The sequence below is a fragment of the Paenibacillus sp. QJM3NY_38 genome (assembly GCF_056173265.1).
This window is the reverse complement of record NZ_CM149665.1, coordinates 6,006,503-6,033,161: the sequence shown is the minus strand read 5'-3', so window position 1 is coordinate 6,033,161 and position 26,659 is coordinate 6,006,503. Positions and strand designations below refer to the sequence as shown.

Here is a 26,659-nt window from a genome sequence, read left to right as displayed (position 1 = left end):
TTACTCAACTCCAGCAGGGAAAAACCCACTTTATGTCGAAGTTTGATGTGGGGGTGCTTACATGCTAAAAACGTTGAAAGTCGAGCTCTTTAGCGATTCCAATCTGGACGATTTGCAAGAACAGGTTAATGAGTTTCTGTATAATATCCATCCTGATGATGTCAAGGATGTTAAGCTTTCGTCTGCCGACGGAACGTACGATATTTTGGTCATTTATAAAGAATAAAGAAAAGCACCGCTAAAGGTGCTTTTCTTTATGTCTAGGTATCACCGTATAATTGAGCATCTATACGAAACAAACGATTCCGTTTTCTCAATCGTGGACACACCGATAAGAACGGAATTCGTGGTTCTGCCACCTATATTTTCAAATGAATAAAATGTTGCCGGCACTCCTCGCATCGTGACGTAATCATCTTGCAGAATATCGCCGGTAGTGTGGGCGTAAAAACCGATAATGGAGTTATCGTTATCATCTACGATGTGTATTTCGGCCAGGGAAATAAGAACTGATCACTGGTGTACTTACAACTTTTTATGTCCCCCTAATGAAGCTTTAAGGTTTCATTAAGCTGCAGATCTTATGATGGAATCACCTCTTAACAATAGATTAGGAGCCCCTCTAATTCCGTGGTTAGAGGGGCTTCTCTTGTTTACCTACCTTTTTTGGCCCGCTCGTGGTTTGATTGTTGCTATTTTTTTGGGCTATGATAGACTAGTGTTTTTTATAAGCCATACAAATGTTGTAAAGAGAGTAGGAGAGTTATGGAAGATGTCATCTTGTGGTTGAAGTACTTGCTGCTGGGTATTGTGCAGGGGGTTACGGAGCCGATTCCGGTATCCTCCAGCGGTCATTTGATTGTCGCCCAGAGACTCATGGGCATGGAGCAGAATGGGCTGTCATTCGAAATGTTAACCAATGCGGCCTCGTTGATTGCAATTGCGTTTATCTATCGCAAGGATTTGCAGAGACTGATCGTGAACGGCCTAAATTATTTGCGCACACGAAAACCGGAGTATAAATCCGATTTCTTGTTCATTCTGTATATTGTTATAGGTACGATTCCGGCTGTCATTATCGGTCTGTTGTTCAAAGATCAGATCGAAGAAATATTTGCTTCTGTACATACGGTTGGTATTGCGCTTCTGTTCACGGGGGTCGCCCTTTGGCTGATAAGGAATCTTCGCGGCCGCAAGCTGGACAATGATCTATCATTCAAGGACGCACTTATCGTAGGTTTGGCCCAGGCGGTTGCGTTGATCCCGGGTATTAGCCGATCCGGTTCGACCGTCATTACGTCGATCGCTGTCGGGATGAAGCAGGAGACAGCGCTTCGGTTTTCCTTCATGCTGTATATCCCTATAAGTCTCGGCGGCATGGTGCTGGGCGTGTCGGATATCACATCGGATCCCGACTTTTCTTCGCTGCTAATTCCTTATCTGATCGCGTTCATTGCTACATTGATCTGTACCTATGTTGCGATGAAATGGCTCATGAATATCATGGCGCGCGGAAACCTGAAATATTTCGCCTATTATTGCTTTGTCGTCGGTATTTTGCTGCTTGTCTTCTTATAAGAATGGGGAACTACAAGGAGGATGATTATGATGACAACAGTTCCTTTTCAGTCCATCATTACAGCGGAGGAGGAGCTTCGGGACCTGTTCGGCGAGTCTAATCACGTGGTCAAACATAAAGCGATTGATCGATTGGATCATCACTGCAAAGACTTCATTGCCAAGAGTCCGCTGCTATTTATGGCTACTTCGGACGCATCCGGTTACTGCGATGCTTCACCCAGGGGAGATGCACCGGGGTTTGTGCATGTGATGGATGAATCCTGTCTGGTTATTCCGGAACGGCCGGGCAATCGCCGCTTTGATTCGCTGCGAAATATCCTGACCAACCCGAGGGTAGGCATCGTGTTTGTCATACCGGGTTTGAAGGAGACCCTGCGAGTCAACGGCAGTGCCGTTTTGGTAAGGGATGAAGACATCCTGGATCGGCTTAGCGTACAAGGCAAACGGCCATGGCTTGGCATTGGGGTCTCGGTTGAGGAATGCTATATGCACTGCGGCAAAGCCTTCATACGCTCGCAAGCGTGGAATCCCGATTCCTGGACATCAGGCGAACAGCTGCCGAATCCGTCCAAGATCATTACGGATCATGTGAATCAAGATAGTGTGACGGAGGAGTCGGTTACTTGGGGATTACAGGACAGTTACAACAAGCGTCTCTATTGATATTCATTTATAATAGGGTTAGCGACGAACGAGTAAGATAAAGAATGATCGAATCATATAGAATGAAAAAGGCTCCCATGAAGGGAGTCTTTTTCATGCACAGTGGCTAGAGAAGCGTTGTTCGGGTCTCAACTCGTATATGGGTCCGAAAACGACGCGTAGCACCTCTCTAGCATCCGGCGGCTTATCCGCTGGTTCGCTTAATCATCATCCTTGCGTTTGCTCTTGGATGCAGCTATAACAAAGGCAATAATGATAAGCGGAATGAAGATGAACCAGGGGATCGTAATCGTCGTCCCCAATAGAATGGCAAGCAGTAACAATCCAACCATACCCATTATAATGTATAGGCAGCCTCTGCCGAACGTCTCCATCTTCCATCAGCTCCTTTTGACAAGGATAACGTAATGGACAAGATCCAAGTTTCACGTATCATGCTAAAAAGGCAGAAGCCTTGCTCTTGCCATCACGCCCTTGCCGGTCACGCTGACAATGAATGAAGGTTTCCACCCAACCTCAGTGTAAAGTATGAAAAGCATACCAGATCAAGACTTCTTTTTATCGTTGTTCATCTTTTGCATTCATCTTATAACCCTTCAATGCGCTGAGATTAGCCCTGGAATTACCAAGGGGTGGTTTCTGATCGCCAGGCTGCTTGGGAAGACGGTGCAGCACTTCCCGGAGCAGGGCATTATTTTCCCACACGATTTCATGGATTTCACCTACTGTATAGAATAGTGCGCCTAAGATTGCACCGCTAATCAGCCAAGTAGCTCCGGTCAACCAATTGCCTTCCATGATGATATGAACGATGACTCCTCCGATAAAACCGCCGATGAGCCATATAGCTCCCAGTGTCTTGAACAGTTTTGACATGCCGATACCTCCATAGGGGTGATAATGTGTAATCGTATCAAAAAAAAGCAATGCATGGTATTGTGTGCACTCGTATGCATCACAGCTCTTTACTCCGGGTTGCCTCCCTTTGAATAGGGAAAGCAATCATGATAGTATCAGGAAGGAACCAGTGGACGAAGGGGGCTTGATGGATTGTGGCTAACATTAAAGAGATTGCCAAGCTGGCAGGCGTATCGGTGTCAACGGTATCCCGGGTGCTGAACAATCATCCCTATGTCAGAGAAGATAAGCGGACACGCGTGTTGGAGACCATGAAACAGCTGAAATACGCCCGGAATATGAACGCGGTTCATCTGATTACAGGGAAAACGATGAATATTGCTATCATGCTGCCGTTTATTAATCATGCCTACTTTTCCTTGCTGATGGAGGGAGCTGGCCAAGAAGCGCTTGCTGCTAGTTATCGCCTAATCCTGTGCCAAACCGGGTATGCGCCGGATAAGGAAGTGGAAGTGCTGGAGATGCTGCGAAACCGCGAGATTGACGGCATTATTATTTTATCATCGGCTGTGACCCCGAAACAGATCGAAGCCTATTGTGCTTATGGACCGATTGTATGCTGTCAGGATGCGGGCGAACGATTATTTTCTTCTATATATATAAACCATGCTGAGGCATTTCGCAGTGCCATGCAATTTTTGATAAAGCGAGGACATCGACGCATCGGCTTCACGGTGGGAAGACTGGACAGTCCGAGCACGAGAGCACGCCAAGTGGCATATGAAGAAGTCCTTAAAGAGATCGGGGAGCCTTACCGCCAGGAATGGATTTTGGATGGCTGTATCGATCTGGAAGACGGTGCGGCAATCATGGATCGACTGTCCGCTATGGAGGAACGTCCAAGTAGTTTATTGGTAACGGGTGACCATGTGGCCGCGGGTTTGATCTATGAAGCTGAGAAGAGAGGACTGTCCATTCCGCAAGAGCTCGCTGTCATTGGCTTCGATAACCAGCCGATCGGTAAAATGCTGGGTCTCACCACGATTGATAACCGACTCTTTGATATGGGTTCGGAGGCCTTCAAAATGCTGTATGCGCATATTCAAGGGGAGCGGAAAGAGCCGATTCGCAAGGAGCTTGCCTTCGAGCTGATCGAACGTTCATCGGTATAATGGCTGCGTAGCCAAGTTCTAACAAACGGATTACAAAGTTCGACAATTATGATATTCTTATTTATGCAAGTTCCATGTTTCACAACGTTAACGTCTGCAGCTGTCTGCAGGCGTTCTATTCTGTATTATAGAAGGAAAGGAGCATAACCAAGTGGATGCCCTTGAACAGTTTAAAAAAGCTTCCCGAATCAAAGTGATTCCCGTGATGCTGATTCCGGTTGCTTTAGGAGCACTCGGGGCTTATGTATGGACAGGTGAATTTCATATAGGCCTCTTTTTATTGACCTTGATCGGGAGCGGTGCTGCCCATCTGTTCTCCAATATGGTGAATGATCTGTGGGACTATAAGAACGGAACGGACACGGAAGCGCAGGAGCATGTAGATGCGATCTCTACGAATTCCGGTTTTCTTACGAAGGGCGTCTGGTCGCTCCGTAAATTCGAGATCGTTACCTGGACGCTGTTTGGGATTGCGGCGCTGAGCGGTATTATCCTTAGTTTGATTAGTGGTTGGTGGGCCTTCATCTTTGGCGGACTTGGCGGGCTGATCGCTTATTTCTATGTCGCACCGCCGATTCAATTCGGATACCGCGGCAAGGGTTTCAGCGAGATTGCGATTTTGCTATCCTTTGGTATTTTGCCGGTGATGGGCGCATACTACGTTCAAACCTCACATATGGATGTTCGGGCGCTGCTGCTGTCACTGCCCATTGGGCTGCTGACAACGCTGATTTTGTTTAATCATCACTTTTTGCATTGGCAGGCGGATCGTCAGGCCGGGAAGAAGACCCTGGTAGTGGTATGGGGTGAAAAAAGAGCGCTGAGCTTCTCGAGAGTTCTGCTGCTGCTGGCCTGCTTGTCTTTGATAGCCTGCGTATTGGCCGGGGCGCTCCCGCCTTACGCATTGATTGCACTGCTTACGATGATTCCGTTGTATCTTGTCTATGGAAGATTGAAGGACAACAACCGTTCCGAAGCGTATTTACCGCTGATGGGTGCGTCAACGATGACCACCATGCGCTGCGGCGGCGTGCTGATCCTGTCATTGATCATTCAAGGAATCATTCAGACTTTGTAAGGAAGAAGGGGTATTAGATGGAACAACAACGCGTTTTTGGTGATTTTCACTCTATCCTGTCCGAGACCGGGACTTGGAAGATCGGCGGTTTTCCGCTGCCGGACGGTTCATTCTGGGAATATCGCGAGCCGAATGCAGTCGTGATCGTCCGCAACGGAATCCTGTACGTGCGGGCACCGCTCAGCCGCCAGAATGATCAAATCCAAATTCTCGATAATGCCAAGCATATGTATTATTCCAACGAAGAGGTGGATGTGCCGGAATCCGGCGAGGTCACGTTCGAGCTGCAGATTCGGGCACGCACCCAGGGTACGGTTCCTGGCGACTTGTATGACGGCTACGTATCGTTGAATCTGCTTGATTTCAGCACGGGTGCAGCACTGGACTTTTTTGCTTCGAACGACAAGTATGCCAGCGTGTATGCCGTTCTGCCGTTCCCGGGCGTGCAGGTGCCGGAATCGGACAAGACCCGCTACTTCTGCATTTTCAAAGAGGAAGATACGCATTTTACACCGCGGGAATTCAACACGTACAAAATTACGTATAACCGTGCCGAGGACGAAGCGATCTTCTACGTGAACGGCGAGGAGATCCGCCGGGAGAAAAACATCCCGATCAAGTTCAATAAGTTCACCATCGCTTTGGGGATCATGACCGAAAAAGACCTTACGCCGCAGGGCAGCGTATCCGTGCATGGACAAACCGTCATTGCCGAATACTCTCCCGTGACGGTAACGATAAAAGAGTAGTGCTTATATAGTAGAAAAACGATCATGCCCATCTGTGGGCATGATCGTTTTTGTGAGCGAGGGACGAGCTGAAGGAGTGCAATGTCGAGGCCGTACGGGGAAAGCTGCAAGCCCCCGACAGGGCAAGGAAGTTAGCCTGGCAAGCCTGTGAGTCCAGAGGAGTCACAGCATGCCCGGCAATGAATGAGTCTGACCGCGTAGAACAGGTCAGACTCTCAAGCCGAGCCGGCAAGCCTGTGAGTCCCAAGAGGATTCACAGCATGCCCGGCAATGAATGAGTCTGACCGTGTAGAACAGGTCAGACTCTCAAGCCGAGCCGGCAAGCCTGTGAGTCCCAAAGGGATTCACAGCATGCCCGGCAATGAATGAGTCTGACCGTGTAGAACAGGTCAGACTCTCGAGCGGAGCCGGCGAGCCTGTGAGTCCCAAGAGGATTCACAGCACGTCCGGCAATGAATGAGTCTGACCGTGTAGAACAGGTCAGACTCTCGAGCGGAGCCGGCGAGCCTGTGAGTCCCAAAGGGATTCACAGCATGCCCGGCAATAAACCAGTCTGACCGTGTTGGACAGGTCAGACTCTCAAGCCAAGCCGACAAGCCTGTGAGTCCCAAAGGGATTCACAGCATGCCCGGCAATAAACCAGTCTGACCGTGTAGAACAGGTCAGACTCTCAAGCCGAGCCGGCAAGCCTGTGAGTCCAGAGGAGTCACAGCATGCCCGGCAGTGAATCAGGCAGCTGACCGTGTAGCAGTGGTCAGCTTAGCCCCTCCCGCGCCCAGCCGCAAAAAAAGCCATCCCAGACGAAAGGGATGGCTCTCTTTTGGTGGGTGGAAAGATTGGAGGCCGTACTTAGGAACAGAGGATGTATGCGTGGAGGAGACCTGGCGTTCGCCTTTGAAACCGGGAAAATACCGCAAGAATATCATCCCGTTTTCCTGGTTTCAACAGCGACCGGAACGGATACATCCTCCCAGAACAGGCCGACTAATCTTGACCACCAAAAAAAGAAAGCCATCCCACAAACCATGGGATGGCTTTCATCGTTACTTCAAATCCTCAATAGAATTGGCTTCCACATAAGACGGAACCACCAGGCCGGTTTTTACGCCTTCCATGTTAGCGCCAAGGTCTTCGACCTGGTCCTTGAACTTATCCCAGTAGTCTGCATGCGTCAACGGAAGCCATGCTGCTACGGTTGCATCCACGTCACCGTTGGCAACGCCGGTCCACATTGGGCCTGCTTCGACTTGAAGCGCCTCAACTTTGTATCCGAGCTTGTCTTCCATGATCACTTTCAGCAGATTGGTGCTGGCGATCTCGGAATCCCAAGCGACATAACTGAATTTGAAGGTTTTGCCGTCAACGGGCTGAACGCCTTCGAGCCAGGCGTCGACTTTCTCCGCATTGTTGTCCGCCCATTCCTTCGCGGCAGCTTCAGGGTCTTGACCTTCTTGAATCGCCGTCATAATCTGACCCATATCGTCGGACGTCCATTTGAAATTGCTCAGGAATTTGTAAGCTTCCGGATGATCTTCTTTCAGTCCAAGACGGGCAACGGTGTGAATCTCTTCCGCTTCACCGAATACTTTCTTCGGATCTTCCAGATATTTCAGGTCATATTTGGAGAACATCCAGTGCGGAGTCCAACCGGTAATAATAATCGGATCCTCATTCTTAATGGCTTTGTTAAGGGTTGCCGTCATGGCAGCTCCGGAGCCTTCGACCAGTTTCCAGTCGGTCAATCCATATTCCTCAATAGCCGCTGCGGTCGCTTTCATAATGCCTGCACCTGGATCAATACCGATGATTTCATGTTTCACTTGTTCACCGAGGGAAGCAGTTGAACCGCCTTCAGCCCCTTTGTCCGTCGTTCCATCCGTTCCGCTATTTCCGCCCTGTCCGCAAGCAGACAGAACCAGAATAGCAGCCAAACTGAGCAGCAACCAAAACTTCTGTTTCTTCAAATTAAGCACCCCTTTTTTTCGTTTTAAATATATTTTGTGTAAAGCGGTCAAGGACAATCGCCAAAATGACGACAGCCAAGCCAGCTTCAAACCCTTTACCAATTTGCAGCTGCGTTACGGCCCGGTAGACCTCGGCACCGATACCTTGGGCACCGATCATCGAAGCGATGACGACCATCGACAAGGACAGCATGATGGTCTGGTTAATGCCGGCCATCAAGGTTGGCATCGCCAGCGGGAGCTGAACCTTGAACAATTTCTGTCCGGAAGTCGAACCGAATGCATCCGCAGCCTCCGTCAGTTCACCTGATACTTGCATAATGCCAAGACGGGTCAGGCGAATCGTTGGCGGAATGGCGAAAATAACCGAAGCGATAACCCCTGGAACCACGCCCAAGCTGAAGAATGTAACGGCAGGGAGCAAGTATACAAACGCCGGCATGGTTTGCATAAAATCTAGAACCGGAATGATCACGCGGGATGCCGACTTGCTGTAGGCCGCCCATATACCTAGCGGAACACCCAGTATAACGGAGATCAAGGCTGCCGTGATAACCAGGCTGAGCGTGCTCATGGTCTGTGACCAGTAACCCAAGTTATCGATGAGCAGAAAACCGATGGCTGTGAACAATGTCAACGGCAGACGGCCTAATAGGTAGGCAATGACGGCCAGGATGACAATGAACAGATACGGATGTGGCAGCATGAACAAATCCGTAAAGAGCTGCACGACGTTTTCAATGATGAAGGCGATGGCGTCAAAGAACCCGGAAAAGACGTCTCCCATCCATTCAACCAAGGAATCAACCCAGCTAGCGAGAGGAATCTTAGGCATCTTGCGTCACCTCCTCGCTCTTGCTTTCTCCGGCCAAGGCACCAAGAACAGCACCGCGGACGATAACGCCCATCAATCGGCTATTCTCATCCACAACGGCCAACGGTACTTTAGCCATGCTCGTAATCTCAAACAATTCATTCAGCAATGTATCGGGTCCGACACTCGGACCGTCCGTAATAAGAATATCCGCAAGCTTGCGGTTATTCTTCATGGCATCCGAAGCATCTTCGGCCGTAATGACGCCAAGCAGCTTCTTGGAACGGTCGATGACGAACAGGTTCGAGATTCCCCGTTCACGCATAAGCTCCAGCGCAACGCGAGGTCCACGATCCATCGTAATGGTCTCCGGACGGCGCATAACGCGTGAAGCGGTAAGCACCTTGGACAGATCCACATCTTCCACGAACCGCTCAACGTAATCGTTGGCAGGCTGGGTCAAGATTTCTTCCGGCGTTCCGATCTGTACGATCGAACCGTCCTTCATCAAGGCAATGCGGTCGCCGATTCGAAGAGCTTCGTCCAGGTCATGCGTGATAAACACGATGGTTTTTTTCATTTTATCCTGGAGCTCGATCAATTCGTCCTGCATGTCTCTGCGAATGAGCGGATCCAGTGCGCTGAAAGCCTCATCCATCAGCAGAATCTCGGGATCATTAGCGAGCGCGCGGGCGAGCCCGACACGCTGCTGCATGCCGCCGCTAAGCTGATCGGGCATTTTTTCCTCCCAGCCCTTCAAGCCTACAAGCTCAAGCGACTTCATGGCCGCTTCGTGCCGCTTGCTTTTGTCTACCTTTTGAATTTCCAATCCGTACTCCACATTCTCTACAACCGAACGATGAGGGAACAAGGCGAATTTCTGGAACACCATGCTGATTTTTTTGCGTCTTACTTCACGCAGCTGTTCCTTGTTCATTTTTCGGAGATCCTTGCCGTGGATCAATATTTCGCCCGATGTTGGTTCAATCAACCGATTTAGCAAACGGACCAATGTAGATTTACCGCTGCCTGACAGCCCCATGATGACAAAAATCTCGCCCTCGTGGATATCGAAGCTGACACGGTTAACGCCAACCGTTATGTTCTTTTCTTTCGCAATTCGCGCTTTACTCCAGCCTTGCTCCAGCAATTGAATTCCTTGTTCCGGATTCGCGCCGAACAATTTGCTGACTTTGTTAACTTGCAGAATAGCCAAAAGTACTCCTCCTTTTATTGTATAGAGACGCGTCCATTTGACCGAGTCTTCTTATTCCTGTCGTCTCGTAAACCCATGTCACCCATTGTAACAACCGATACGTAAAGTATCAAACGTTATATCCGTACGTAAAGTACGTACAGTAAAAACTGTACAAAGTTATCCTTTAAAATGCTCCCATATACTCCGATATCCTCTAGAGCGATCTTCTTTACTTTTAAAATAGCTTTCCCTACAATAGATCAGAGAATGTGTGTGGATTCGGCTTGTTTAGATTTCATGGAGATCGTTCACACTACACTTCGAGTCCACCTAGTTTTGTTATGTTGACATGACTTCTTGGATGGCTACAGATAGAGGAGGCTGCAAGCATGGGCTTGTACCATTTAGATGATGAACGGCAGGCAGCCGTGCATAAGATTCGTAAGCGTGTCATTGAAAATATTGGACGAAATATGGATTTGTACGGCATTCCACTCTCAACGGGACATTTATACGGACTGCTTTATTTTGCGGATAAGCCGATGAACCTGGATGAAATGGGACAGGAAATGAAAATGAGCAAGACTAGCATGAGTACAGGCGTGCGGACGCTGCTCGATTATAAAATGGTAAACAAGGTGTGGGAGAAGGGTTCCCGCAAGGATTTGTATGAAGTGGAGTATGACTGGTACCAGACCTTCTTGGATTTCTTCGATATTAAATGGCGTAAATCGGTGGAGAGCAACATTCTGGTCCTGCGCAAAGCGCTCGACGAAACGGAGAAGCTCCGTAAAACGCATGAAGATGACGAAGAGCTGGCAGCGGTGCTGCAAGAGGATCAGGCGAAGATGCGCGAGGCCGTTGCTTACTATAAATGGCTGGAACGATTGATTGATACTTTTGTGGATGGCGATATCTTTAAGTATGTGCCGAAAGAACCGCCTGAAGGTGAATCCTGATATTGAAAATGGGGAAATTCCCCAGTATAATGTGGAGTAAGGCAATGCTTACCCAAGAGGTACAACCTGATTTTATCGGGTTGTGCCTTTTTTTGTTATCTGGCATCGCCTGGATGAATAACTGCTATGCAAGTGCATGTGGTGCAAAAATAGTCAGGAGGGGTTAGAATGGTCAGTATGTCCTCAAGAATGGTAGAAATTGCAGATTTTCCATCGGTTAACTTAGGCAATACCCGAAGTTTGTATGTATATCTTCCACCCAGTTATCATGAGAATACGGGGAAGCATTATGCCGTACTCTATATGCATGACGGGCAGCATGTATTTTCAGCGGATGAAAGAGGCGGTTCTTGGGATATGCACGTCACCGCCGATCGGCTGGTTTCCGAAGGACGGATGCAGGAGATTATCATCGTTGGCATCGCAACGGTTCCCCATCAAAGACTGAATGAATACTTCCATGACAATCCAAAGATGCATGAGGTGTTTGATCCCCCGTTTGCCGGTGAACGCTACGAATTATTTATTATTGATGAAGTTATACCCTATATCAACCAGAACTTTCGCACGTTGAGGGGCCCTCAGCACACGGCCATGATGGGTTCGTCTGCGGGCGGGATCGTTACCTACAATATCGGCTTTAGAAGACCGGACGTGTTCGGAAGCATTGCGGTCATGTCGCCTTATTTCGTCAAAGCTCATTTTGATGCTCAGGGAGAGCTTAAGGAACATCCCTTTTATGAAAGATACGGGACGCATCCCAATCTTAAGATATGGCTTGATATGGGCGGCGCGGAAGGGGTCTTCATGGAAAAATACGCACGGGAGGAAGCAGAACGTTTGATCCAAGACGGCTTTGTGCCGGGAGAAGATCTCATGCTGTTCCTTGATCCGGGGGCGGCTCACAGCCAAAGCGATTGGGCAGGCAGAGCGAAGGGGCCGCTGTTGTATTTTTTCGGCGATATTGGAGAACCGGCCTCGATTAAGCTGTATGGAGATGGCGTCGTAGGGGTAAACGGACCCGTCAAACAACTGAATCCGGTCATTACATACGACAGCGGATTTGTGCAAACGTTGATGAATGGAACATATCATGTTGAGGATCCTGAATTGCTCACGCTGCTGACGGACGGGACGATGAAGCCTCGGCTATCCGGCAGTACCCGGGTTACGCTGCACAAGGGAAGCTTGAGCGCAGATAAAGAGATTACGATCGTTGAACAACTGCCTGAGCTTGTGAAAATAACGATTCAGGTGAAGGTACCGCCTTCCACACCGGCTTCCTCCACGATCTATGCCGGATTTGAGATTCCGTACTGCGGAGTTGGCATATATAGAGGGAGTGCAATGGTACCACATGGCTTGTCTTTTACGTTCAAGGTATCAAGAGGGTTTGGACTGCACGAGAAGATCGGGGATCCTGAAGTGAAACGACGTTCTTTTACAGCATCGTCCGAGATGGAGCTGTTTTATGAGGTTGAGGACTGGGGTACTTGAATGATGAAATTGCATTGAATTGTAATCGGAGGATGAATAGGCATGAGCATCAGATCAGCTAGACCACAGGATGCAGCTGCAGCGGTAAGGCTGCTGTACGACGCACTGCACGATGTGGCGCATCAATTAACAGGGGAAGACAGCGAAGAGAAAGTGCTTGAAGTGCTGGAGCAATATTTCCGGGCAGACGGGGGCAGGCTCAGTTACCGTCAGGCTGCCGTGAAAGAGATCGACGGCGAGGTAGCGGGCATTATCGTTGCTTACGGCGGGGATCAAGCGGCCGAATTGGATCGTCCGATTCTGGATCGTTTGCGGAAACTGAAGAATGACCCTTCCGTAGCGCTGGACAAAGAGGCAGACGAGGATGAGTATTATATCGATACGTTATCTGTTTCTCCGCAGTTTGGAGGAAAGGGGATCGGTTCGGCGCTCATAGATCATGCAGAGAACCGGGCAAAGGAGCTTACGTATCGTAAAATCGCTCTCGCTGTGGTAACGGACAATCATCGCGCTCATTCTTTGTACGACAGAAGAGGATATAAAACGGATAAGGAAATCATGATTAACGGGCATGTTTATTATCATATGGTCAAACCCGTTTAGAAAAAAATAAACAATTTATAAGCCGCCTATTTACAAATGGTAATAGGTGGTTTATTATTGTGTCATAACGATCTAGAAAATTAGAATGATAAACTAAAATGGAATGAACGAAAATAACAGTTTAATTTACGTAATTAGAATAAATTTAGAATGGAGTGTTGCGCTATGGAACAAGATCAAAATCAAAGCATCGAAATATCGGTGGAACAAGCAAAGCTGCTCGGGAGCGCCCAGCGGGTGAAAATTCTCGGAACCATACTGGATACGGCCAAAACCTCAAAGCAAGTAGCAGATGAATTGGGAGATTCGCCGGGAAGCATCCACTATCATATTCAGAAGTTATATGACGGCGGGCTGATAGATTTGGTGGAGACCCGGACGGTTGGCGGCATCGTAGAGAAATATTATAAATCCAAAGCGAAGTGGTTTAACACCAAGGGAACGCAAACGATGGACCCGGTCCTTGCCGAAGATTATGCAGCGGCGACCCGTACAAGGATCAGCTTGAGGCTGCAGTTGGACGCAGACCAATATGAAGAGATGACAAAGGAATTCAAGGAACTGCTTGAAAAATGGGTGAACAAGACCCTCACGACCAAAGGGAAAGACAGCAAGGAGTATGCCGTCGGGATCAACGTGGTTTCGACGGAAACGTCCGATTAGGAAGGGGCTTCTTTAGCCTCTTCTCTCCAAAACTACTAAATTTTTAATCAAGGAGTGTTCCTCTATGGAAATATTAAAAAATCGCAATTTCCTGCTGTTGTTCGTTGGCCGAATTCTTACGAATATCGGCGACAGCCTGTACGCGGTAGCGGCCATGTGGCTGGTGTACGATCTCGGAGGCTCGACGCTGTATACGGGGCTTGCCGGCCTCCTCTCGATTCTTCCCCGAATCATTCAACTGCTATCCGGTCCGATGATTGACCGCGTTCCTATACGAGGGCTTCTGGTGTACACCCAGTTATTTCAGGCGCTTCTTCTGTTGATCGTTCCGCTTGCATTTTATTTCGACTTTCTGACGGTCGGCGTTGTACTGGCGATTACACCGATTCTGTCCACGCTGAATATGTGGGTATATCCCGCCCAAATGTCGGCCCTTCCCAAAATTCTCGATAAAAAGCAGCTGACGCAAGGCAACTCGCTGTTCTCCTTAGCCTATCAAGGCATCGATGTCGCTTGCAACGCAATATCCGGCGTGTTGATTATTGTGCTGGGCGCAGTATCCCTTTACTTATGGAATTCCATTGGATTCTTCATCGGAGCGCTGTTATTCTCGCAACTGAAAATCAAGAAATCTATCAAAACTTCGGATAACAACGATAATAAAACATCAATGAACAATACCGTAACTTCAAAACCTAAGCGTAATGCCCTTAAAAGTTATTGGGCGGACATGAAGGAAGGTCTTCGCTACATTCTGGCAACCCCGCTCGCACGGGTACAAATGGGGATGATTGTCATCAATGCTGCGGGCGGCGCTACCTTTACGGTTATGCCAGCGTTTGCCGACAGCCTCGGCGGAGCCGGCGTCTACGGTATATTGCTCATGGCCCAGGCTTTCGGAAGTTTGCTGGGAGCGATCCTGGCTCCATATTTGAAGCTGGAGCGCCTGCCCCTTGGATATATTTTTGCCGGAGCGTTCTGTTTATCGGGCGCTGCCTGGTGTCTCAGCGTATTTACCCCTTGGACTTGGCTTGTCGTTCTGGTGTACGGTCTGGCATGGTTTCCCGGAGGGATTACGAACGTTATCATCAATTCGGTCATTCAGAAGGCAATACCCGAGAAAAGATTGGGCACGGTGTTTGCGGCAGCTAGCGGACTCAGCGGAATTGCCATGCCGCTTGGCAGCCTGATCGGAGGTGCCCTTGGCGTGGTTGCGGCAAGCTCCTCCATTATCGCGGGATGCGGAATCGCCGTGTTCTGTGTAGGGTTCTTCTGGATCTTTGACTCGACCACCCGTAGTCTTCCGTCACCTGACAATGTAGATGAAGAATGGTTCGCGCCTTATACGAATACGGCTCCTGAGAAGTCCGTTTCTATGCACACAGCCCCTTAGAGTTGGCTAAGGTCGATCAGCTTCTATACTTACAGAGACCAATAAGAAGAGGGGTTGTACTGATTATTTTCATATATCGAGCCGAGGATGAATCAGCAATCGACGGATTCATCCTCGGCTCTTTTTTTCGTTTAAGCGAAGTGTAAACGCCCGCCGCATCCCAACGCAGCGATGCTTGTCAGGCTAGTCTGCATAATGTGACCAAGTCCCTCATAGACATGTATCAATCAAGTCAAAACAAGTGTTGAAGGGGATGATGACATGCGCCGGATTTCATGGGTGCTGCTCGCGGTAGTATTATGCTTAACAACAATACTGGCGGGATGCGGGAAGAAGAATGCAGACAGCGTTGTGAAGGATCTGGGCAAGGTGGCTGATAAGCTGGAAAGTGCCAAGGGCGCTTACCAGGGAGCGGGCGTTATGACCATACATACCGGTTCGGCGCCGCAGGAGTATCAGGTTGAGGTATGGTACCAGTCTCCATCTTATTACCGGATCAGCTTAACCAATGGACAAAAGGATATTACGCAAATCGTGCTTCGCAACGATGACGGCGTGTTCGTTCTGACGCCGAGCTTAAACAAGAGCTTCCGCTTCAAGAGCGACTGGCCGGATAATCAGGGACAGGTATATCTGTACCAAACGCTGCTTAGCAGCATTCTGAACGACAACACCCGTCAGTTTGCCGAGGATAAGGATAGTTACGTGTTTGATGTGGCCGCCAATTACCACAGCCATTCCTTGATTCGTCAGAAGATTTGGCTCGCCAAGGACAACTACACGCCGAAACAGGTACAAGTGTCGGATTCCGAAGCAAATGTGGTCGTTGAGGTGAAATTCAACACCTTTACCTTTGATACGAACCTGACCAAGGATTCATTTGATACGAATAAGAATCTAAGTGCCATGAACGATGCGAAGGGGACCATGGCGGAAGTGGACGAGAACGGGGTACCAGTGGCTTCCAGTACGGAAGGTAACGGCACTCAGGGAACCGAAGGTTTGACGGAAGCGGCTTCGGGTCGCGATATGGGATCCTTCGGCATCATCTATCCGGAATATGTGCCTGCAGGGGTCACAAACAAAGACACGATGGAAGTTCCGGAGAGCAAGGATCATGCGGTTATTCTGAAGTATGACGGCGTGTATCAATACACGATTATGGAATCCAGACCGGTGGATCGTGCGGTTTCCCTCGTACCGGGCGAGGCCGTGTATATCGATTTCACAACAGTTGGCCTGCTCACCGGCGATCAGCAAAGAACGCTGACCTGGAATTCGGAAGGCGTGGAATACCGAATTACGAGCGCCAATCTGCCTGTTGAAGAAATGAAGAAAGTCGCTGCTTCCATGCAGGGAGAATCGGGTAAATAATACGAAGTAGGCGGATACCGAGCATTGAAGGAGGGCAAAATTCCGACAATGAGGCCATTCGCCTCTTTTCCAAATAAAGGAACTCCATCCGTGGGCTCATCACTATTTCTTGCAGATATTCCGATGTTTCACCAAGTTTCGCACCCGGGGGGAACCACGAGCCTCATAAATAAGCAATTTGCCTCAATTGACAGTTGCCCCCGGGAACATTACCATTAATCTAATGTAAAGCATAATGCTTTTTTCAAAATGGTAAGAAGGTGACTGGAATTGCAAGCGATATATCGACCTACCCTGGCGGAGATCAACCTGGACCATCTGCGCGCCAACTATAACGCTTTTCGTGAGGCGCTGCCAAGCCACATGAAATTGCTTGCTTGTGTGAAGGCTAACGCCTATGGTCACGGAGCTGTAGAAGTGGCACGCGAACTTCAGCAATTGGGGGCGGCTTACTTAAGCGTAGCTTTCCTGGATGAAGCGCTCGAGCTTCGGCAAGGAGGCATATCCAGCCCGATCCTGGTGCTCGGTTATACACCACCGGAGGCTGTAGAGATCGCTTATGAGCATGATGTAACCATAACCCTGTTCAGTTCGGAAGTGCTCCAAGCGATTAATGCACTGCCGGTCCAGCCGGAGAAGCCACTCAAGGTACACATCAAGATTGACAGCGGAATGGGTCGTTTGGGCCTGCTTCCAGGCGAAGATGCAATTTCTTTTATAGAAGAAGTATTTTCACTGCCGCAGGTTGTTGTCGAAGGAATGTTTACCCATTTTGCAAGAGCGGATGAAAAGAACAAAGACTATACATTGGGACAGTACCGCCGTTTTCAGGGCGTAGCGGACGCTCTTCGGGATAAGGACTACCATATCCCGCTCATACATACGGGCAACAGCGCTGCTGCAATTGATACACCCGAATTATCCTATGATATGGTTCGTGTCGGCATCAGCTTGTACGGACTGTATCCTTCGGATGAGGTGAATCGAAAGACAGTCAGCCTCCGCCCTGTCATGACGTTAAAGACAAAGCTTGTCTACGTCAAAAATTTACCTCCGCATTCCGGTATCAGCTACGGGACGAAGTATGTAACGGAGGAGGAAGAGCAGATTGGAACCCTCCCCATCGGTTACGCCGATGGCTTCTCTCGTATGCTGAGCGGTAAAGTGGAAGTACTGATACGCGGCCGCCGCGTCCCTGTTGTCGGAACCATCTGTATGGACCAATGTATGGTATCGCTCAAACCTTTCGCCGATGAGGCGGAACAAATTAAAGCTGGTGAAGAGGTTGTACTCATCGGTCAGCAGTCTGACGAATGCATCACGGCAGATGAGCTGGCGTCCAAGCTGGGGACGATCCACTACGAGGTCGTCTGCATGATTGCCCATCGGGTACCACGTCAGTATATACGCAATGATATACCCGTGAAGACCGTGAATGCACTCTGGAGCAACCTTTAAAAAGTCAAGTCACCATAAGTAATTTATTCAGGAAAGAAGGAATAAGTACAGACCTTCCCGAATTAGGAATATGTCGTTTAAGTCTGTACGAAAGTGTCGATTGTAGTTTATAATGATATGCAGCATACTTGATATACCTTCGGCATATATATTCTTTTGTATAATTTTCCTTGAATAATGTAATACTGGTGCACAGGGCGAGAAGGTTGTGGGGGTGTAATAGAGGGTGGCCAATATGCAGAACACCAAACGAATCATGATCAGTTTACCGGATCATCTTTTGCAGGAAGTGGACGGGATCGCTCAGCTGGAAAATTCCAACCGCAGTGAGCTTATTAGGCAAGCCATGAAGTTGTACCTGAATGAACGGAAGAAACGTTACATTCGTGAATCCATGCAGCGGGGTTATATGGAAATGGCCAAAATTAACCTGACCATGGCTTCTGAGGCGTTTCACGCGGAGGAAGATGCAGACAACACTCTAGACCGCTTAGTAAGCGGGGTGTAGACAGTGATCGTTAAACGGGGCGACGTATTTTTTGCGGATTTATCACCTGTTGTCGGTTCTGAGCAGGGCGGCGTAAGGCCAGTCCTTGTCATTCAGAACGATATCGGCAACCGGTTTAGTCCGACTGTGATTGTTGCAGCCATTACGGCACAGATTCAAAAAGCCAAGCTGCCGACTCACGTCGAAATCGACGCGGCGTCGCATGGATTTGACCGGGATTCCGTCATTTTGCTAGAGCAGATCCGGACGATTGATAAGCAGCGGCTAACCGACAAAATCACCCATCTTGATGATGAAATGATGAGTAAGGTGGATGATTCCCTGCAAATAAGTCTGGGCTTGATTGATTTTTGATTCCATTCAAGCGCTAACGTTTTCCACATAGAATGTTATGACTAAAAACCCTCAAGGACTAACTCCTTGAGGGTTTTTATATGGAGGGTATGTTCGAAGGGCACGGCAATGGATGCATGAACTAAGAGAGTAGCGGTTTACGCGTTTGTAGGTATGAGGATGTAGGCCGTTGTAACCGCCGCAACGATAAACAAAAGGCAGACAACGGACCAGGCAATCGCATGTTTGTCATTCATCTTAGGTGACCCCCTAATTGTAATGAGGTTCGGATATCCGGCAGCAGCATTTTCGTACACTAAGAATATAAATTTAATCTTAAAATCAGATGAAATTGACATTAAAAGCAGCTTAAAGCCTTATGAAGTGAGCGATGTAGTGGAAATGAGCGCTTAAGTTTGGGATAATAGCAAATATAGTTTCATTGAAGAAAGAGGGATATCATTGTCTGAATTAGAAGCTGTTGTGGAAGTAAATGAGGAACAGATTCGCAAGGAAGAATCGAAACGGATCGTGAAGCAGATCGCGAAGGAGCTTCAATTGTCCGAAAAACAGGTGCGCACGACCGTTGAACTTCTGGATGAGGGCAATACCATACCGTTTATTGCGCGTTACCGTAAAGAAATGACAGGCGAACTGGATGAGAACCAATTACGTGATATTGAAGAGCGGACTGGCTATCTGCGCAATTTGGAGATCCGTAAGCGGGAAGTCATCCGCATCATAGAGGAACAAGGCAAGCTGACGGAAGATCTGAAGGCATCGATTACGGCCGCCGTTAAGCTGCAGGAGGTAGAAGATCTCTACCGTCCGTATAAGCAAAAGCGTAAAACCCGGGCAAGCGTTGCCAAGGAAAAAGGGCTTGAGCCGCTGTCGGAGTGGATATGGTCGCAGCCGAAGCAGGCTGATGTGATGGTTGAGGCAGCCAAGTATGTGGATGAGGAGAAGGGTGTGGCTTCGGCAGAAGAGGCCGTGCAAGGCGCGATGGATATACTGGCTGAAAATATTGCCGATGACGCAACCGTTCGTTCCTGGGTTCGCAGATACAGCTTGGACCACGGCATATTGACCTCTGAGGCGAAGGATACCGAAGTGGAATCCGTATACGAGAACTATTACGATTACCGGGAATTGGCGAAGAAAATGCCGCCGCACCGGATTTTGGCCATTAACCGGGGAGAGCGCGAGAATATTCTGAAGGTAGGGCTGGATGTTCCTTCCGAATCCATTCACGCGTACATCGGCAAGCAGGTGCTTAAAGGTCCATCAGCCGTCACGGACATTCTTACGGCGGTCATCGAGGATTCATACAAGCGCCTTATTGCTCCATCGATTGAACGGGAAGTCCGCGGAGAGCTGACGGAAAAAGGGGAGAACCAGGCGATCTCCATCTTTGCCGGGAACCTGCGCAGCCTGCTGCTGCAGCCGCCGGTGAAGGGACGCTGTGTGCTGGGCGTTGACCCGGCTTACCGTACCGGTTGTAAGCTGGCAGTGGTCGATGATACGGGCAAGCTGCTTGAGGTGGCCGTAACCTATCCGACGCCGCCGGCCAACAAGAAGCAGGAGGCCGCGGCGAAGTTTAAGGAGCTGATTGCCAAATACGGCATCAAGCTGATTGTCATTGGAAACGGTACGGCATCCCGTGAAACGGAACAGTTCGTCGCCGAAGAAGTCATTGCGGAACTTGCTGACCCTGAGCTGGCATACCTCATCGTCAATGAAGCGGGAGCAAGCGTATACTCGGCCTCGAAGCTGGCGCAGGAAGAATTCCCGGACCTGGATGTCGCCGAGCGCAGCGCGGCCTCGATTGCCCGCCGTGTGCAGGACCCGTTGGCCGAGCTGGTTAAGATCGATCCGAAATCGATCGGCGTGGGCCAATATCAGCATGACGTAACCCAGAAGCATCTGGAGGAGAGCCTGAAGGCCGTCGTGGAGTCTGCGGTTAACCATGTCGGGGTGGATGTGAATACGGCTTCGCCGTCACTACTATCCTATGTGGCCGGCATCAATGCAACGATTGCCAAAAATATCGTGAAATACCGGGAAGAGAATGGGAAGTTTGTCAGCCGGAAGCAGCTGCAGAAGGTTCCGCGTCTCGGTGCCAAGACCTATGAGCAGTGCGTGGGCTTTATGCGGATTTCGGAAGGCGAGAACATATTGGATCGTACCCCGATTCACCCGGAATCCTATGCGGTGGTTGACCGTTTGTTCAAAGAGCTTCAGGTAAGTCTGGACAAGCTTGGAAGCAAGGAACTCGCTGAACTGCTGGATGCCCAGCAGCCGGAGAACCTTGCCGTGAAGCTGGAGGTTGGCGTGCCGACGCTGCGCGATATACTGGACAGCTTGCAGCGCCCGGGACGCGATCCGCGGGAGGAATTGCCGCTGCCGATTTTCCGTCAGGACGTACTGAAGATCGAGGATCTCATGCCGGGAATGGAGCTGCAGGGAACGGTACGCAATGTCATCGATTTTGGCGCCTTTGTGGATATCGGCATCAAGAGCGACGGACTGGTGCATATTTCCCAGCTAAGCGATGGATTTGTCAAACACCCGATGGATGTTGTCTCTGTGGGGGATAACGTTACCGTGTGGGTGCTGAATGTAGATTTGAAGAAAGGCCGTGTCGGATTGACGATGCGTAAGCCGAAAGATCAGTCATAGGAACTGCTGTGTAAAATAGAAGAAGAGCCGTAACCCCTTGAACTGTACCCCAGTTGTTAGAGATCACCTAACATTTGGAGGCGCAGTTCCCTTTGGGGAGAACGGCTCTTTTTTGTATCATTCTTGATCTGGAGCAATAGCTAATGGGGCATGTCCTCACGGTAGGCTTAGCCATGGCTCAGCTTTAGCAGCAGTACTTTTTTATCGTATCTTTCGAGACACCAGTGATATTTTGCTGAAATTTTGGGTTCGACTGCGGGAGCATTTACATCGACTTCATGAAAACCAAACTTCTTATAGAAATGCTGCAGCTCCTCAAACGGAATGCAGTAAACCGTCTTTAAACCTAGTCTCTTTGATTCTTCCACCAGAAACGAGACGACTTCGTGCGCGAGGGACTGGCCTCTAAACTTGTCCAAAATATAAATACCGCCGAGCTCTGCCTCGTGTTCATTAAGTCTAACCAATCGACCGACTCCTGCGTAGTCGTCTTGCGACATGACGATGGCAATGATTTCATTGTCCAGTGAACTTGGCTGAAAGCCGATGTGCTCGTAATGTTGATTGACCCAAGGCAATTCTGCTTGAGTCACCCTTTTGATGCTCATGATTACTCACCTCAGTTTCTTTAAAATGGATGTGGAGGTATACTGCGCGCAGCATAAGCATTCGGCTTAGTCCTCGCTGTTCGAAGATTGCTGCTTTTTCTTCGCCCGGAATCGTCTGACTTTCATCAGATTGCCGCACATTTTATCGTCGCAGTACCGTTTGGAACGGTTACGCGTGTCGTCGTAATATACCCAGAGGCAATCGGGATTCGTGCAGATGCGGAACCGGGATAACTCGCCTTGCTGGGTGGCTTGCGCAAAGGAGCCTGCAATCTCGGCAGCCGCTGCTTGCAGGCCAGGATTTTGGATGATATAGGACAGCGCCAAATTTTGTTCCTCATCGATCTCCAGATGACGAATAACGGGTCCAGCAGCCATCCAGCGGTTTAATTGCTCTATCTCCATGGGAGAGGGTGACTCCCCCGCGACGATGTGTTGAACACACGTTAACAGGAAGGAACGAAGCTCCCTCAACTGCCCCAGCTCATCCGGGGTCAGGGGCAGGCTGACTTGAAGCTGATATTGGTTCATGAAATCGGTGAGCCAATCCTCTCGGGCAAGCCGGTCCTCGGATCGGCCGCTGCCCCTCCAGTCATGCCATTCGCTGTTTATAAAATCATCCCATAACATTAAATTCATCCTTTCTCATCTCATTATTGTAACAAGTAAATATTAATGTTGCTAGTTACTTGTAATGGGGTGCGAAGTGTGTTAATTTTTATGTAACATTCTATTTGATTTATGCTGGTTACAAATTTGATACGGAGGCGATGGTTATGAACATGAAGGAACTGCTGCTCCAAAACTGGGATTATGCGATGGGGCAGGAGGATTGGTATCCGCCGATTCTTCCTGCCCTGAAGGATGTAACAGTTGAGCAGGCTTTGTGGAAACCGGAAGGGCAGGCGGCAAATTCCATTTGGGAGAACGTGCAGCATTTGCTGTATTACAAGCAGCGTCTGCTCGCGAGATTGGAAGGAACGCCGCTTCCTAATGAAGGAATCGGCAATGACGAGACGTTTCTCATTCATGACACAAGTGAGGGGGCATGGAATACGGCCCGGGAGCAGCTTCAGGATGTTCATGCCGCTTTACGACAGAAGATGGAAGAGATGACGGAGGCGGAGATCATCGAATCGCCGCAGCGAATACTTAGCTTAATCATGCATGATGCGTATCATACGGGACAAATTGTTTTTCTCCGGAAGCTTCAGGGCTCCTGGCCAGCTAAACGCAGCGATCTATAAGTATAACATTCGTCCATTCAGCCATCATAATAAATGCAAAAATAAGCCGGACAGGGCGTCCGGCTTATTGTCATACCTATGGATCGGTTGCAGTGCACTAACGGGCATTCGAGTTTTCTTCGCCCGGGGAATTCCGGTAAAAGTACCAGCATTCGTTCAACAGCTTGATCTGACGTCTGTCCTTTTTGCGAAAAGCGCGTGTCAATTGATTGCAGAGCCATTGCGGCAAGGGTATCTCCTCCTCTTGCTAATTCCATCTGTATGGATAGCATATGGGGAAAAAGCCCAAAGCGTGCAGGTCTACCTCGATTATAACGCTTCTTCCTCGTACCATTGCTCAAGCTGCGCTTGGAGAGCACGAATTTCGGTAAGCAATGAGATGAGCGGATATTCCGTTTCCTTAAGGGAAGCAAAGGCCTGCTCAAGCTCATTTATGTATTCCAGACCACCTTGAATGCTCAGCGATTCCTGAAGCAGATCCAGATTGTCGCATTCGGCTACAGCAAGAGGCAGCTGAGGTTTGCCTGCGGCGGTGAGTTTATCGATTTCCTTATTGAGGCGTAAATTTAAAGCACTGAGCTGGTAAGCATAGTCACTGGGCATTTCGACAAATAACAGCTCGTCCTGTCCTTTTAAAATAACGTAGCGCATGTTCGGCATGATTGCAGGTTCTCCCTCCATACTTTCTACTTGACAGTGTAGCCCAGAGAGAAGTTAAAATTCAAGTAGCATTTATAAGGCAAAAGGAAGGATCAGACATGGTGACGATCAACGAGATGAGTAACGAAGAACTGCAGGCATGGGTTGAGAAAATCTCGCTGGAAAGCTTCCGGGTTCCGTTCAGGCATCAGGCTACGTTTAACCGGCGATTGTCTTCAACAGGCGGCCGTTATTTCATGAAAAGCCATAACATCGAGATTAATCCGCATCAGCTTGCTACGAACGGTAAGGAAGAGGTGGAGAAGATCATCAAGCATGAGCTATGCCACTATCATCTGCATATCGCGGGCAGGGGATACCGGCATCGGGACGCTGATTTCAAAAACCTGCTGCAAGCCGTTGGAGGGAGCCGTTTCTGCAAATCCTTGCCGAAGGGCAAGGCCGCGGGCCGGCGTCAACCGGAACCATACCGATATAAACTACGCTGCAGCGTCTGCGGAACCGAATATCTGCGTAAACGGAAAATGAATCCCGCCCGGTATCGGTGCGGAAAGTGCAGCGGACGCCTTACACTCCTGAAGCTTGACTCCCCTATAAAGTCATGATAAATTATTTATATCCAACTTAATGTTCCCTGATAGCTCAGTTGGTAGAGCACTCGACTGTTAATCGAGTTGTCACAGGTTCGAGTCCTGTTCGGGGAGCCATATGGAGAGATACCCAAGTGGCTATAAGGGGACCCTCTGCTAAGGGGTTAGACTGCGTAAGCGGTGCGAGGGTTCGAATCCCTCTCTCTCCGTTGAGCGTTACATCGAAGAAAGCTCCCATCACCAAGTGATCGGGGGCTTTTTTGCATAGGGATGAGAACCCTGACCTAGGGTTCGTCGGAGCCTAAGCAACGTTAGGAATACTTCGCAGTCTCGACCGAAGGGAGAGTACCCCTCTCTCTTTTGTTGAGCGTTACATCGAAGAAAGCTCCCATGATGGGGTTGCAATACATTTTATGGACGGACGGTTGCAGCGAATCGTAAGCTCAAGGGAAAATGCACATGCATACCATGTGGAGCGAGAAGGAAATAGCGTTCAAGAAGTGGAGTTAACACCGGAATTTTTAGGCTGATTTATTGGCCGAAAAAGCTCCAAAAATAAATTTTAAAATTTACGAAAAAAAAGCTTGCCAGCATTTTTGGAATTATGCTATACTCAATCTTGTCGTCACGGCGACGTGGTTAAAGTGGCCCGTTGGTCAAGGGGTTAAGACACCTCCCTTTCACGGAGGTAACAGGGGTTCGAATCCCCTACGGGTCACCACTTTCTATATAACCTCGGGATGAGAACCCCGTCGGTTCGTCGGAGCATAATCATCGTAAGGATAAGCTTCGCAGTCTCGAACGAAGAGAGAGTATCCCCTACGGGTCACCACTTTCTATATAACCTCGGGATGAGAACGCCGTCGGTTCGTCGGAGCGTAATCATCGTTAGGATAAGCTTCGCTGTCTCGAACGAAGAGAGAGTATCCCCTACGGGTCACCACTTTCTTATATGGCAGCAGCATGATTGTCATCGAGAGCCATTAGCTCAGTTGGTAGAGCACCTGACTTTTAATCAGGGTGTCGAAGGTTCGAGCCCTTCATGGCTCACCATTTTTTACAAAGCAACGAAACGATGTACTCCTTATATTATGCGGTAGTGGTGGAATGGCAGACACGCTATCTTGAGGGGGTAGTGGGTGTATACCCGTGGAGGTTCGAGTCCTCTCTACCGCATACGAACATGAAGAAAAAGCTCCGCACCTTGTGCGGGGCTTTTTTTGCGCTTAAGATCTCAAATGTATAAATTTCTAAGCATGGCCTACCTGATATGCAAGAAAATAATATCTAAACGAGTTCTGTCTTCTTATGAATGTACGTCGATAGTTTTTTCTTATATCAAGGTTTACATAGGATTCATCACGGTTTTGATCGATTTTCATTGCACATTTATGCACAATTGATGTTTCATCTCTGGTCAGGAGTTTAATATCATAACGTGGACGAGCAACAACTTCAAATTACCTATAAGGAGTGATTCAGAATGGCTAATAACAACAATGGAAAGATGAGCCGTGAAGAAGCAGGACGTTTAGGTGGAGAAGCAACTGCGAACAACCATGACAAAGAGTTCTACCAAGAAATTGGACGGAAGGGCGGCGAAGCAACTTCCCGTTCCCATGACAAAGAGTTTTATCAGGACATCGGTAAAAAGGGAGGAGAATCCACTTCAAACTCCCATGATAAGGAATTTTATCAGGAAATCGGCCAGAAGGGCGGGGAAGCGACTTCCGATTCCCATGGCAGGGAATTCTATGAGGATATCGGACGCAAAGGCGGCGAGGCTACCTCGGAATCCCACGGACGTGAGTTCTATCAAGAGATTGGACAGCAGGGCGGCGAAGCCAGAAGCGGCAGCGGCAGCAACGGAGACGGCAAGATGAGCCGTGAAGAAGCGGGCCGCAAAGGCGGCGAGGCAAGAGCAAGACAGCGCCAGCGGGGGAACTAATGACAATCCGGCGTATTTGAGAAGAGGTTTTTCTTGGAGGGGACTGAAATTCTCTCATGCGA

At 49.0% G+C, this 26,659-nt stretch carries 28 protein-coding genes and 5 tRNA genes; 24 read left to right on the top strand and 9 right to left on the bottom strand.

Going from position 1 to position 26,659, the window contains the following annotated elements; all coding sequences use genetic code 11:
• Nucleotides 1–61: 61 nt before the first annotated feature.
• From AC0VZ8_RS27890 to AC0VZ8_RS27880, 3 genes are all read left to right on the top strand, one after another.
• Nucleotides 62–226, top strand: a complete 165-nt coding sequence (locus tag AC0VZ8_RS27890) for a sporulation protein Cse60 (protein ID WP_162487647.1) — start codon at nucleotides 62–64, stop codon at nucleotides 224–226.
• Between the two features lie 539 nt (nucleotides 227–765).
• On the top strand, nucleotides 766–1,578 hold the full coding sequence (locus AC0VZ8_RS27885; RefSeq protein ID WP_071222546.1) for an undecaprenyl-diphosphate phosphatase: 813 nt from the start codon (nucleotides 766–768) through the stop codon (nucleotides 1,576–1,578).
• A 30-nt stretch (nucleotides 1,579–1,608) separates the two neighbouring features.
• Complete coding sequence (locus AC0VZ8_RS27880) at nucleotides 1,609–2,244, top strand: pyridoxamine 5'-phosphate oxidase family protein (RefSeq protein ID WP_475487777.1); 636 nt, start codon at nucleotides 1,609–1,611, stop codon at nucleotides 2,242–2,244.
• Nucleotides 2,245–2,444: 200 nt separating this feature from the next.
• Here the strand turns inward: AC0VZ8_RS27880 and AC0VZ8_RS27875 are convergent, their stop codons facing one another.
• Complete coding sequence (locus AC0VZ8_RS27875) at nucleotides 2,445–2,618, bottom strand: hypothetical protein (protein WP_260067914.1); 174 nt, start codon at nucleotides 2,616–2,618, stop codon at nucleotides 2,445–2,447.
• A 184-nt stretch (nucleotides 2,619–2,802) separates the two neighbouring features.
• Nucleotides 2,803–3,120 carry a hypothetical protein gene (locus AC0VZ8_RS27870; protein WP_475485112.1) on the bottom strand — a complete coding sequence of 106 codons (318 nt, stop codon included), beginning with the start codon at nucleotides 3,118–3,120 and terminating at the stop codon, nucleotides 2,803–2,805.
• Between the two features lie 176 nt (nucleotides 3,121–3,296).
• Here AC0VZ8_RS27870 and AC0VZ8_RS27865 point away from each other — a divergent pair, with 176 nt between their 5' ends.
• From AC0VZ8_RS27865 to AC0VZ8_RS27855, 3 genes are all read left to right on the top strand, one after another.
• Nucleotides 3,297–4,274, top strand: a complete 978-nt coding sequence (locus AC0VZ8_RS27865; RefSeq protein WP_071222556.1) for a LacI family DNA-binding transcriptional regulator — start codon at nucleotides 3,297–3,299, stop codon at nucleotides 4,272–4,274.
• Between the two features lie 151 nt (nucleotides 4,275–4,425).
• On the top strand, nucleotides 4,426–5,352 hold the full coding sequence (locus AC0VZ8_RS27860) for a prenyltransferase (RefSeq protein ID WP_260067912.1): 927 nt from the start codon (nucleotides 4,426–4,428) through the stop codon (nucleotides 5,350–5,352).
• A 17-nt stretch (nucleotides 5,353–5,369) separates the two neighbouring features.
• Nucleotides 5,370–6,101: a DUF6081 family protein gene (locus tag AC0VZ8_RS27855; RefSeq protein ID WP_071222560.1), complete on the top strand. Its 732-nt coding sequence runs from the start codon at nucleotides 5,370–5,372 to the stop codon at nucleotides 6,099–6,101.
• Nucleotides 6,102–7,144: 1,043 nt separating this feature from the next.
• Here AC0VZ8_RS27855 and AC0VZ8_RS27850 read toward each other — a convergent pair.
• The 3 genes from AC0VZ8_RS27850 to AC0VZ8_RS27840 are packed head-to-tail and all read right to left on the bottom strand — an operon-like array spanning nucleotide 7,145 to nucleotide 10,095.
• Nucleotides 7,145–8,065 (bottom strand): glycine betaine ABC transporter substrate-binding protein, encoded by a 921-nt coding sequence (locus tag AC0VZ8_RS27850; protein ID WP_475485111.1) that lies wholly within the window; start codon nucleotides 8,063–8,065, stop codon nucleotides 7,145–7,147.
• A 1-nt stretch (nucleotide 8,066) separates the two neighbouring features.
• Nucleotides 8,067–8,900, bottom strand: coding sequence for an ABC transporter permease (locus AC0VZ8_RS27845; protein ID WP_260067911.1), 834 nt, complete (start codon nucleotides 8,898–8,900; stop codon nucleotides 8,067–8,069).
• Nucleotides 8,893–10,095 carry a quaternary amine ABC transporter ATP-binding protein gene (locus tag AC0VZ8_RS27840; protein WP_071222564.1) on the bottom strand — a complete coding sequence of 401 codons (1,203 nt, stop codon included), beginning with the start codon at nucleotides 10,093–10,095 and terminating at the stop codon, nucleotides 8,893–8,895. The genes AC0VZ8_RS27845 and AC0VZ8_RS27840 overlap by 8 nt, the downstream gene beginning before the upstream one ends.
• Nucleotides 10,096–10,466: 371 nt before the next feature.
• On the opposite strand from AC0VZ8_RS27840, the gene AC0VZ8_RS27835 reads away from it, so the two are divergent.
• The 10 genes from AC0VZ8_RS27835 to AC0VZ8_RS27790 all read left to right on the top strand — a co-directional run bounded on the left by AC0VZ8_RS27835 (nucleotide 10,467) and on the right by AC0VZ8_RS27790 (nucleotide 21,544).
• Nucleotides 10,467–11,036: a GbsR/MarR family transcriptional regulator gene (locus AC0VZ8_RS27835; RefSeq protein ID WP_071222565.1), complete on the top strand. Its 570-nt coding sequence runs from the start codon at nucleotides 10,467–10,469 to the stop codon at nucleotides 11,034–11,036.
• A gap of 168 nt (nucleotides 11,037–11,204) precedes the next feature.
• Nucleotides 11,205–12,533, top strand: a complete 1,329-nt coding sequence (locus AC0VZ8_RS27830) for an alpha/beta hydrolase (RefSeq protein ID WP_475485110.1) — start codon at nucleotides 11,205–11,207, stop codon at nucleotides 12,531–12,533.
• Nucleotides 12,534–12,575: 42 nt separating this feature from the next.
• On the top strand, nucleotides 12,576–13,136 hold the full coding sequence (locus tag AC0VZ8_RS27825; protein ID WP_475485109.1) for a GNAT family N-acetyltransferase: 561 nt from the start codon (nucleotides 12,576–12,578) through the stop codon (nucleotides 13,134–13,136).
• 165 nt (nucleotides 13,137–13,301) lie between these two features.
• Nucleotides 13,302–13,799, top strand: coding sequence for a winged helix-turn-helix domain-containing protein (locus AC0VZ8_RS27820; protein WP_071222568.1), 498 nt, complete (start codon nucleotides 13,302–13,304; stop codon nucleotides 13,797–13,799).
• 64 nt (nucleotides 13,800–13,863) lie between these two features.
• On the top strand, nucleotides 13,864–15,192 hold the full coding sequence (locus AC0VZ8_RS27815) for an MFS transporter (protein ID WP_475485108.1): 1,329 nt from the start codon (nucleotides 13,864–13,866) through the stop codon (nucleotides 15,190–15,192).
• Nucleotides 15,193–15,453: 261 nt separating this feature from the next.
• Nucleotides 15,454–16,566 carry an outer membrane lipoprotein-sorting protein gene (locus tag AC0VZ8_RS27810; RefSeq protein WP_071222570.1) on the top strand — a complete coding sequence of 371 codons (1,113 nt, stop codon included), beginning with the start codon at nucleotides 15,454–15,456 and terminating at the stop codon, nucleotides 16,564–16,566.
• Between the two features lie 270 nt (nucleotides 16,567–16,836).
• A complete protein-coding gene (gene alr, locus AC0VZ8_RS27805) occupies nucleotides 16,837–18,024 on the top strand; it encodes an alanine racemase (RefSeq protein WP_475485107.1) in 1,188 nt (395 codons plus the stop codon).
• Between the two features lie 226 nt (nucleotides 18,025–18,250).
• Nucleotides 18,251–18,532, top strand: a complete 282-nt coding sequence (locus AC0VZ8_RS27800; RefSeq protein WP_028406492.1) for a CopG family ribbon-helix-helix protein — start codon at nucleotides 18,251–18,253, stop codon at nucleotides 18,530–18,532.
• Nucleotides 18,533–18,535: 3 nt separating this feature from the next.
• Complete coding sequence (locus tag AC0VZ8_RS27795) at nucleotides 18,536–18,886, top strand: type II toxin-antitoxin system PemK/MazF family toxin (protein WP_006212388.1); 351 nt, start codon at nucleotides 18,536–18,538, stop codon at nucleotides 18,884–18,886.
• Between the two features lie 441 nt (nucleotides 18,887–19,327).
• On the top strand, nucleotides 19,328–21,544 hold the full coding sequence (locus AC0VZ8_RS27790) for a Tex family protein (protein ID WP_475485106.1): 2,217 nt from the start codon (nucleotides 19,328–19,330) through the stop codon (nucleotides 21,542–21,544).
• A 167-nt stretch (nucleotides 21,545–21,711) separates the two neighbouring features.
• Here the strand turns inward: AC0VZ8_RS27790 and AC0VZ8_RS27785 are convergent, their stop codons facing one another.
• A complete protein-coding gene (locus AC0VZ8_RS27785; protein ID WP_475485105.1) occupies nucleotides 21,712–22,152 on the bottom strand; it encodes a GNAT family N-acetyltransferase in 441 nt (146 codons plus the stop codon).
• Nucleotides 22,153–22,218: 66 nt separating this feature from the next.
• Entirely contained in the window at nucleotides 22,219–22,782 is a 564-nt protein-coding gene (locus AC0VZ8_RS27780; RefSeq protein ID WP_071222574.1) for a CGNR zinc finger domain-containing protein, read from the bottom strand.
• Between the two features lie 146 nt (nucleotides 22,783–22,928).
• On the opposite strand from AC0VZ8_RS27780, the gene AC0VZ8_RS27775 reads away from it, so the two are divergent.
• On the top strand, nucleotides 22,929–23,399 hold the full coding sequence (locus tag AC0VZ8_RS27775; protein ID WP_216530692.1) for a DinB family protein: 471 nt from the start codon (nucleotides 22,929–22,931) through the stop codon (nucleotides 23,397–23,399).
• A 97-nt stretch (nucleotides 23,400–23,496) separates the two neighbouring features.
• On the opposite strand, the gene cmpA is transcribed toward AC0VZ8_RS27775, so the two are convergent.
• Nucleotides 23,497–23,628, bottom strand: a complete 132-nt coding sequence (cmpA, locus tag AC0VZ8_RS27770; RefSeq protein WP_015737250.1) for a cortex morphogenetic protein CmpA — start codon at nucleotides 23,626–23,628, stop codon at nucleotides 23,497–23,499.
• Between the two features lie 80 nt (nucleotides 23,629–23,708).
• On the bottom strand, nucleotides 23,709–24,059 hold the full coding sequence (locus AC0VZ8_RS27765; protein WP_071222576.1) for a hydrolase/acyltransferase: 351 nt from the start codon (nucleotides 24,057–24,059) through the stop codon (nucleotides 23,709–23,711).
• 98 nt (nucleotides 24,060–24,157) lie between these two features.
• Here AC0VZ8_RS27765 and AC0VZ8_RS27760 point away from each other — a divergent pair, with 98 nt between their 5' ends.
• From AC0VZ8_RS27760 to AC0VZ8_RS27730, 7 genes are all read left to right on the top strand, one after another.
• Nucleotides 24,158–24,664 carry a SprT family protein gene (locus AC0VZ8_RS27760; RefSeq protein WP_475485104.1) on the top strand — a complete coding sequence of 169 codons (507 nt, stop codon included), beginning with the start codon at nucleotides 24,158–24,160 and terminating at the stop codon, nucleotides 24,662–24,664.
• A 26-nt stretch (nucleotides 24,665–24,690) separates the two neighbouring features.
• Nucleotides 24,691–24,766, top strand: a tRNA-Asn gene (locus AC0VZ8_RS27755).
• 3 nt (nucleotides 24,767–24,769) lie between these two features.
• Nucleotides 24,770–24,858, top strand: a tRNA-Ser gene (locus tag AC0VZ8_RS27750).
• 437 nt (nucleotides 24,859–25,295) lie between these two features.
• Nucleotides 25,296–25,370, top strand: a tRNA-Glu gene (locus AC0VZ8_RS27745).
• 256 nt (nucleotides 25,371–25,626) lie between these two features.
• Nucleotides 25,627–25,702 (top strand) — tRNA-Lys (locus AC0VZ8_RS27740).
• 40 nt (nucleotides 25,703–25,742) lie between these two features.
• Nucleotides 25,743–25,825: transfer RNA gene (locus AC0VZ8_RS27735), tRNA-Leu, on the top strand.
• Nucleotides 25,826–26,132: 307 nt separating this feature from the next.
• A complete protein-coding gene (locus AC0VZ8_RS27730) occupies nucleotides 26,133–26,597 on the top strand; it encodes a KGG domain-containing protein (RefSeq protein ID WP_475485103.1) in 465 nt (154 codons plus the stop codon).
• The last annotated feature ends 62 nt before the right edge of the window (nucleotides 26,598–26,659 follow it).

Excerpts from the sequence above, each read along its gene's own strand:
- AC0VZ8_RS27820 (WP_071222568.1), top strand. The coding sequence starts at position 13,302 with ATGGAACAAGATCAAAATCAAAGCATCGAAATATCGGTGGAACAAGCA.
- AC0VZ8_RS27845 (WP_260067911.1), bottom strand. The coding sequence starts at position 8,900 with ATGCCTAAGATTCCTCTCGCTAGCTGGGTTGATTCCTTGGTTGAATGG.
- AC0VZ8_RS27780 (WP_071222574.1), bottom strand. The coding sequence starts at position 22,782 with ATGTTATGGGATGATTTTATAAACAGCGAATGGCATGACTGGAGGGGC.
- AC0VZ8_RS27760 (WP_475485104.1), top strand. The coding sequence starts at position 24,158 with ATGGTGACGATCAACGAGATGAGTAACGAAGAACTGCAGGCATGGGTT.
- AC0VZ8_RS27785 (WP_475485105.1), bottom strand. The coding sequence starts at position 22,152 with ATGAGCATCAAAAGGGTGACTCAAGCAGAATTGCCTTGGGTCAATCAA.
- AC0VZ8_RS27870 (WP_475485112.1), bottom strand. The coding sequence starts at position 3,120 with ATGTCAAAACTGTTCAAGACACTGGGAGCTATATGGCTCATCGGCGGT.
- AC0VZ8_RS27775 (WP_216530692.1), top strand. The coding sequence starts at position 22,929 with ATGAACATGAAGGAACTGCTGCTCCAAAACTGGGATTATGCGATGGGG.
- AC0VZ8_RS27810 (WP_071222570.1), top strand. The coding sequence starts at position 15,454 with ATGCGCCGGATTTCATGGGTGCTGCTCGCGGTAGTATTATGCTTAACA.
- AC0VZ8_RS27765 (WP_071222576.1), bottom strand. The coding sequence starts at position 24,059 with ATGCCGAACATGCGCTACGTTATTTTAAAAGGACAGGACGAGCTGTTA.
- AC0VZ8_RS27880 (WP_475487777.1), top strand. The coding sequence starts at position 1,609 with ATGACAACAGTTCCTTTTCAGTCCATCATTACAGCGGAGGAGGAGCTT.
- AC0VZ8_RS27730 (WP_475485103.1), top strand. The coding sequence starts at position 26,133 with ATGGCTAATAACAACAATGGAAAGATGAGCCGTGAAGAAGCAGGACGT.
- AC0VZ8_RS27885 (WP_071222546.1), top strand. The coding sequence starts at position 766 with ATGGAAGATGTCATCTTGTGGTTGAAGTACTTGCTGCTGGGTATTGTG.
- AC0VZ8_RS27835 (WP_071222565.1), top strand. The coding sequence starts at position 10,467 with ATGGGCTTGTACCATTTAGATGATGAACGGCAGGCAGCCGTGCATAAG.
- AC0VZ8_RS27815 (WP_475485108.1), top strand. The coding sequence starts at position 13,864 with ATGGAAATATTAAAAAATCGCAATTTCCTGCTGTTGTTCGTTGGCCGA.
- AC0VZ8_RS27830 (WP_475485110.1), top strand. The coding sequence starts at position 11,205 with ATGGTCAGTATGTCCTCAAGAATGGTAGAAATTGCAGATTTTCCATCG.
- AC0VZ8_RS27825 (WP_475485109.1), top strand. The coding sequence starts at position 12,576 with ATGAGCATCAGATCAGCTAGACCACAGGATGCAGCTGCAGCGGTAAGG.
- AC0VZ8_RS27890 (WP_162487647.1), top strand. The coding sequence starts at position 62 with ATGCTAAAAACGTTGAAAGTCGAGCTCTTTAGCGATTCCAATCTGGAC.
- AC0VZ8_RS27875 (WP_260067914.1), bottom strand. The coding sequence starts at position 2,618 with ATGGAGACGTTCGGCAGAGGCTGCCTATACATTATAATGGGTATGGTT.
- AC0VZ8_RS27855 (WP_071222560.1), top strand. The coding sequence starts at position 5,370 with ATGGAACAACAACGCGTTTTTGGTGATTTTCACTCTATCCTGTCCGAG.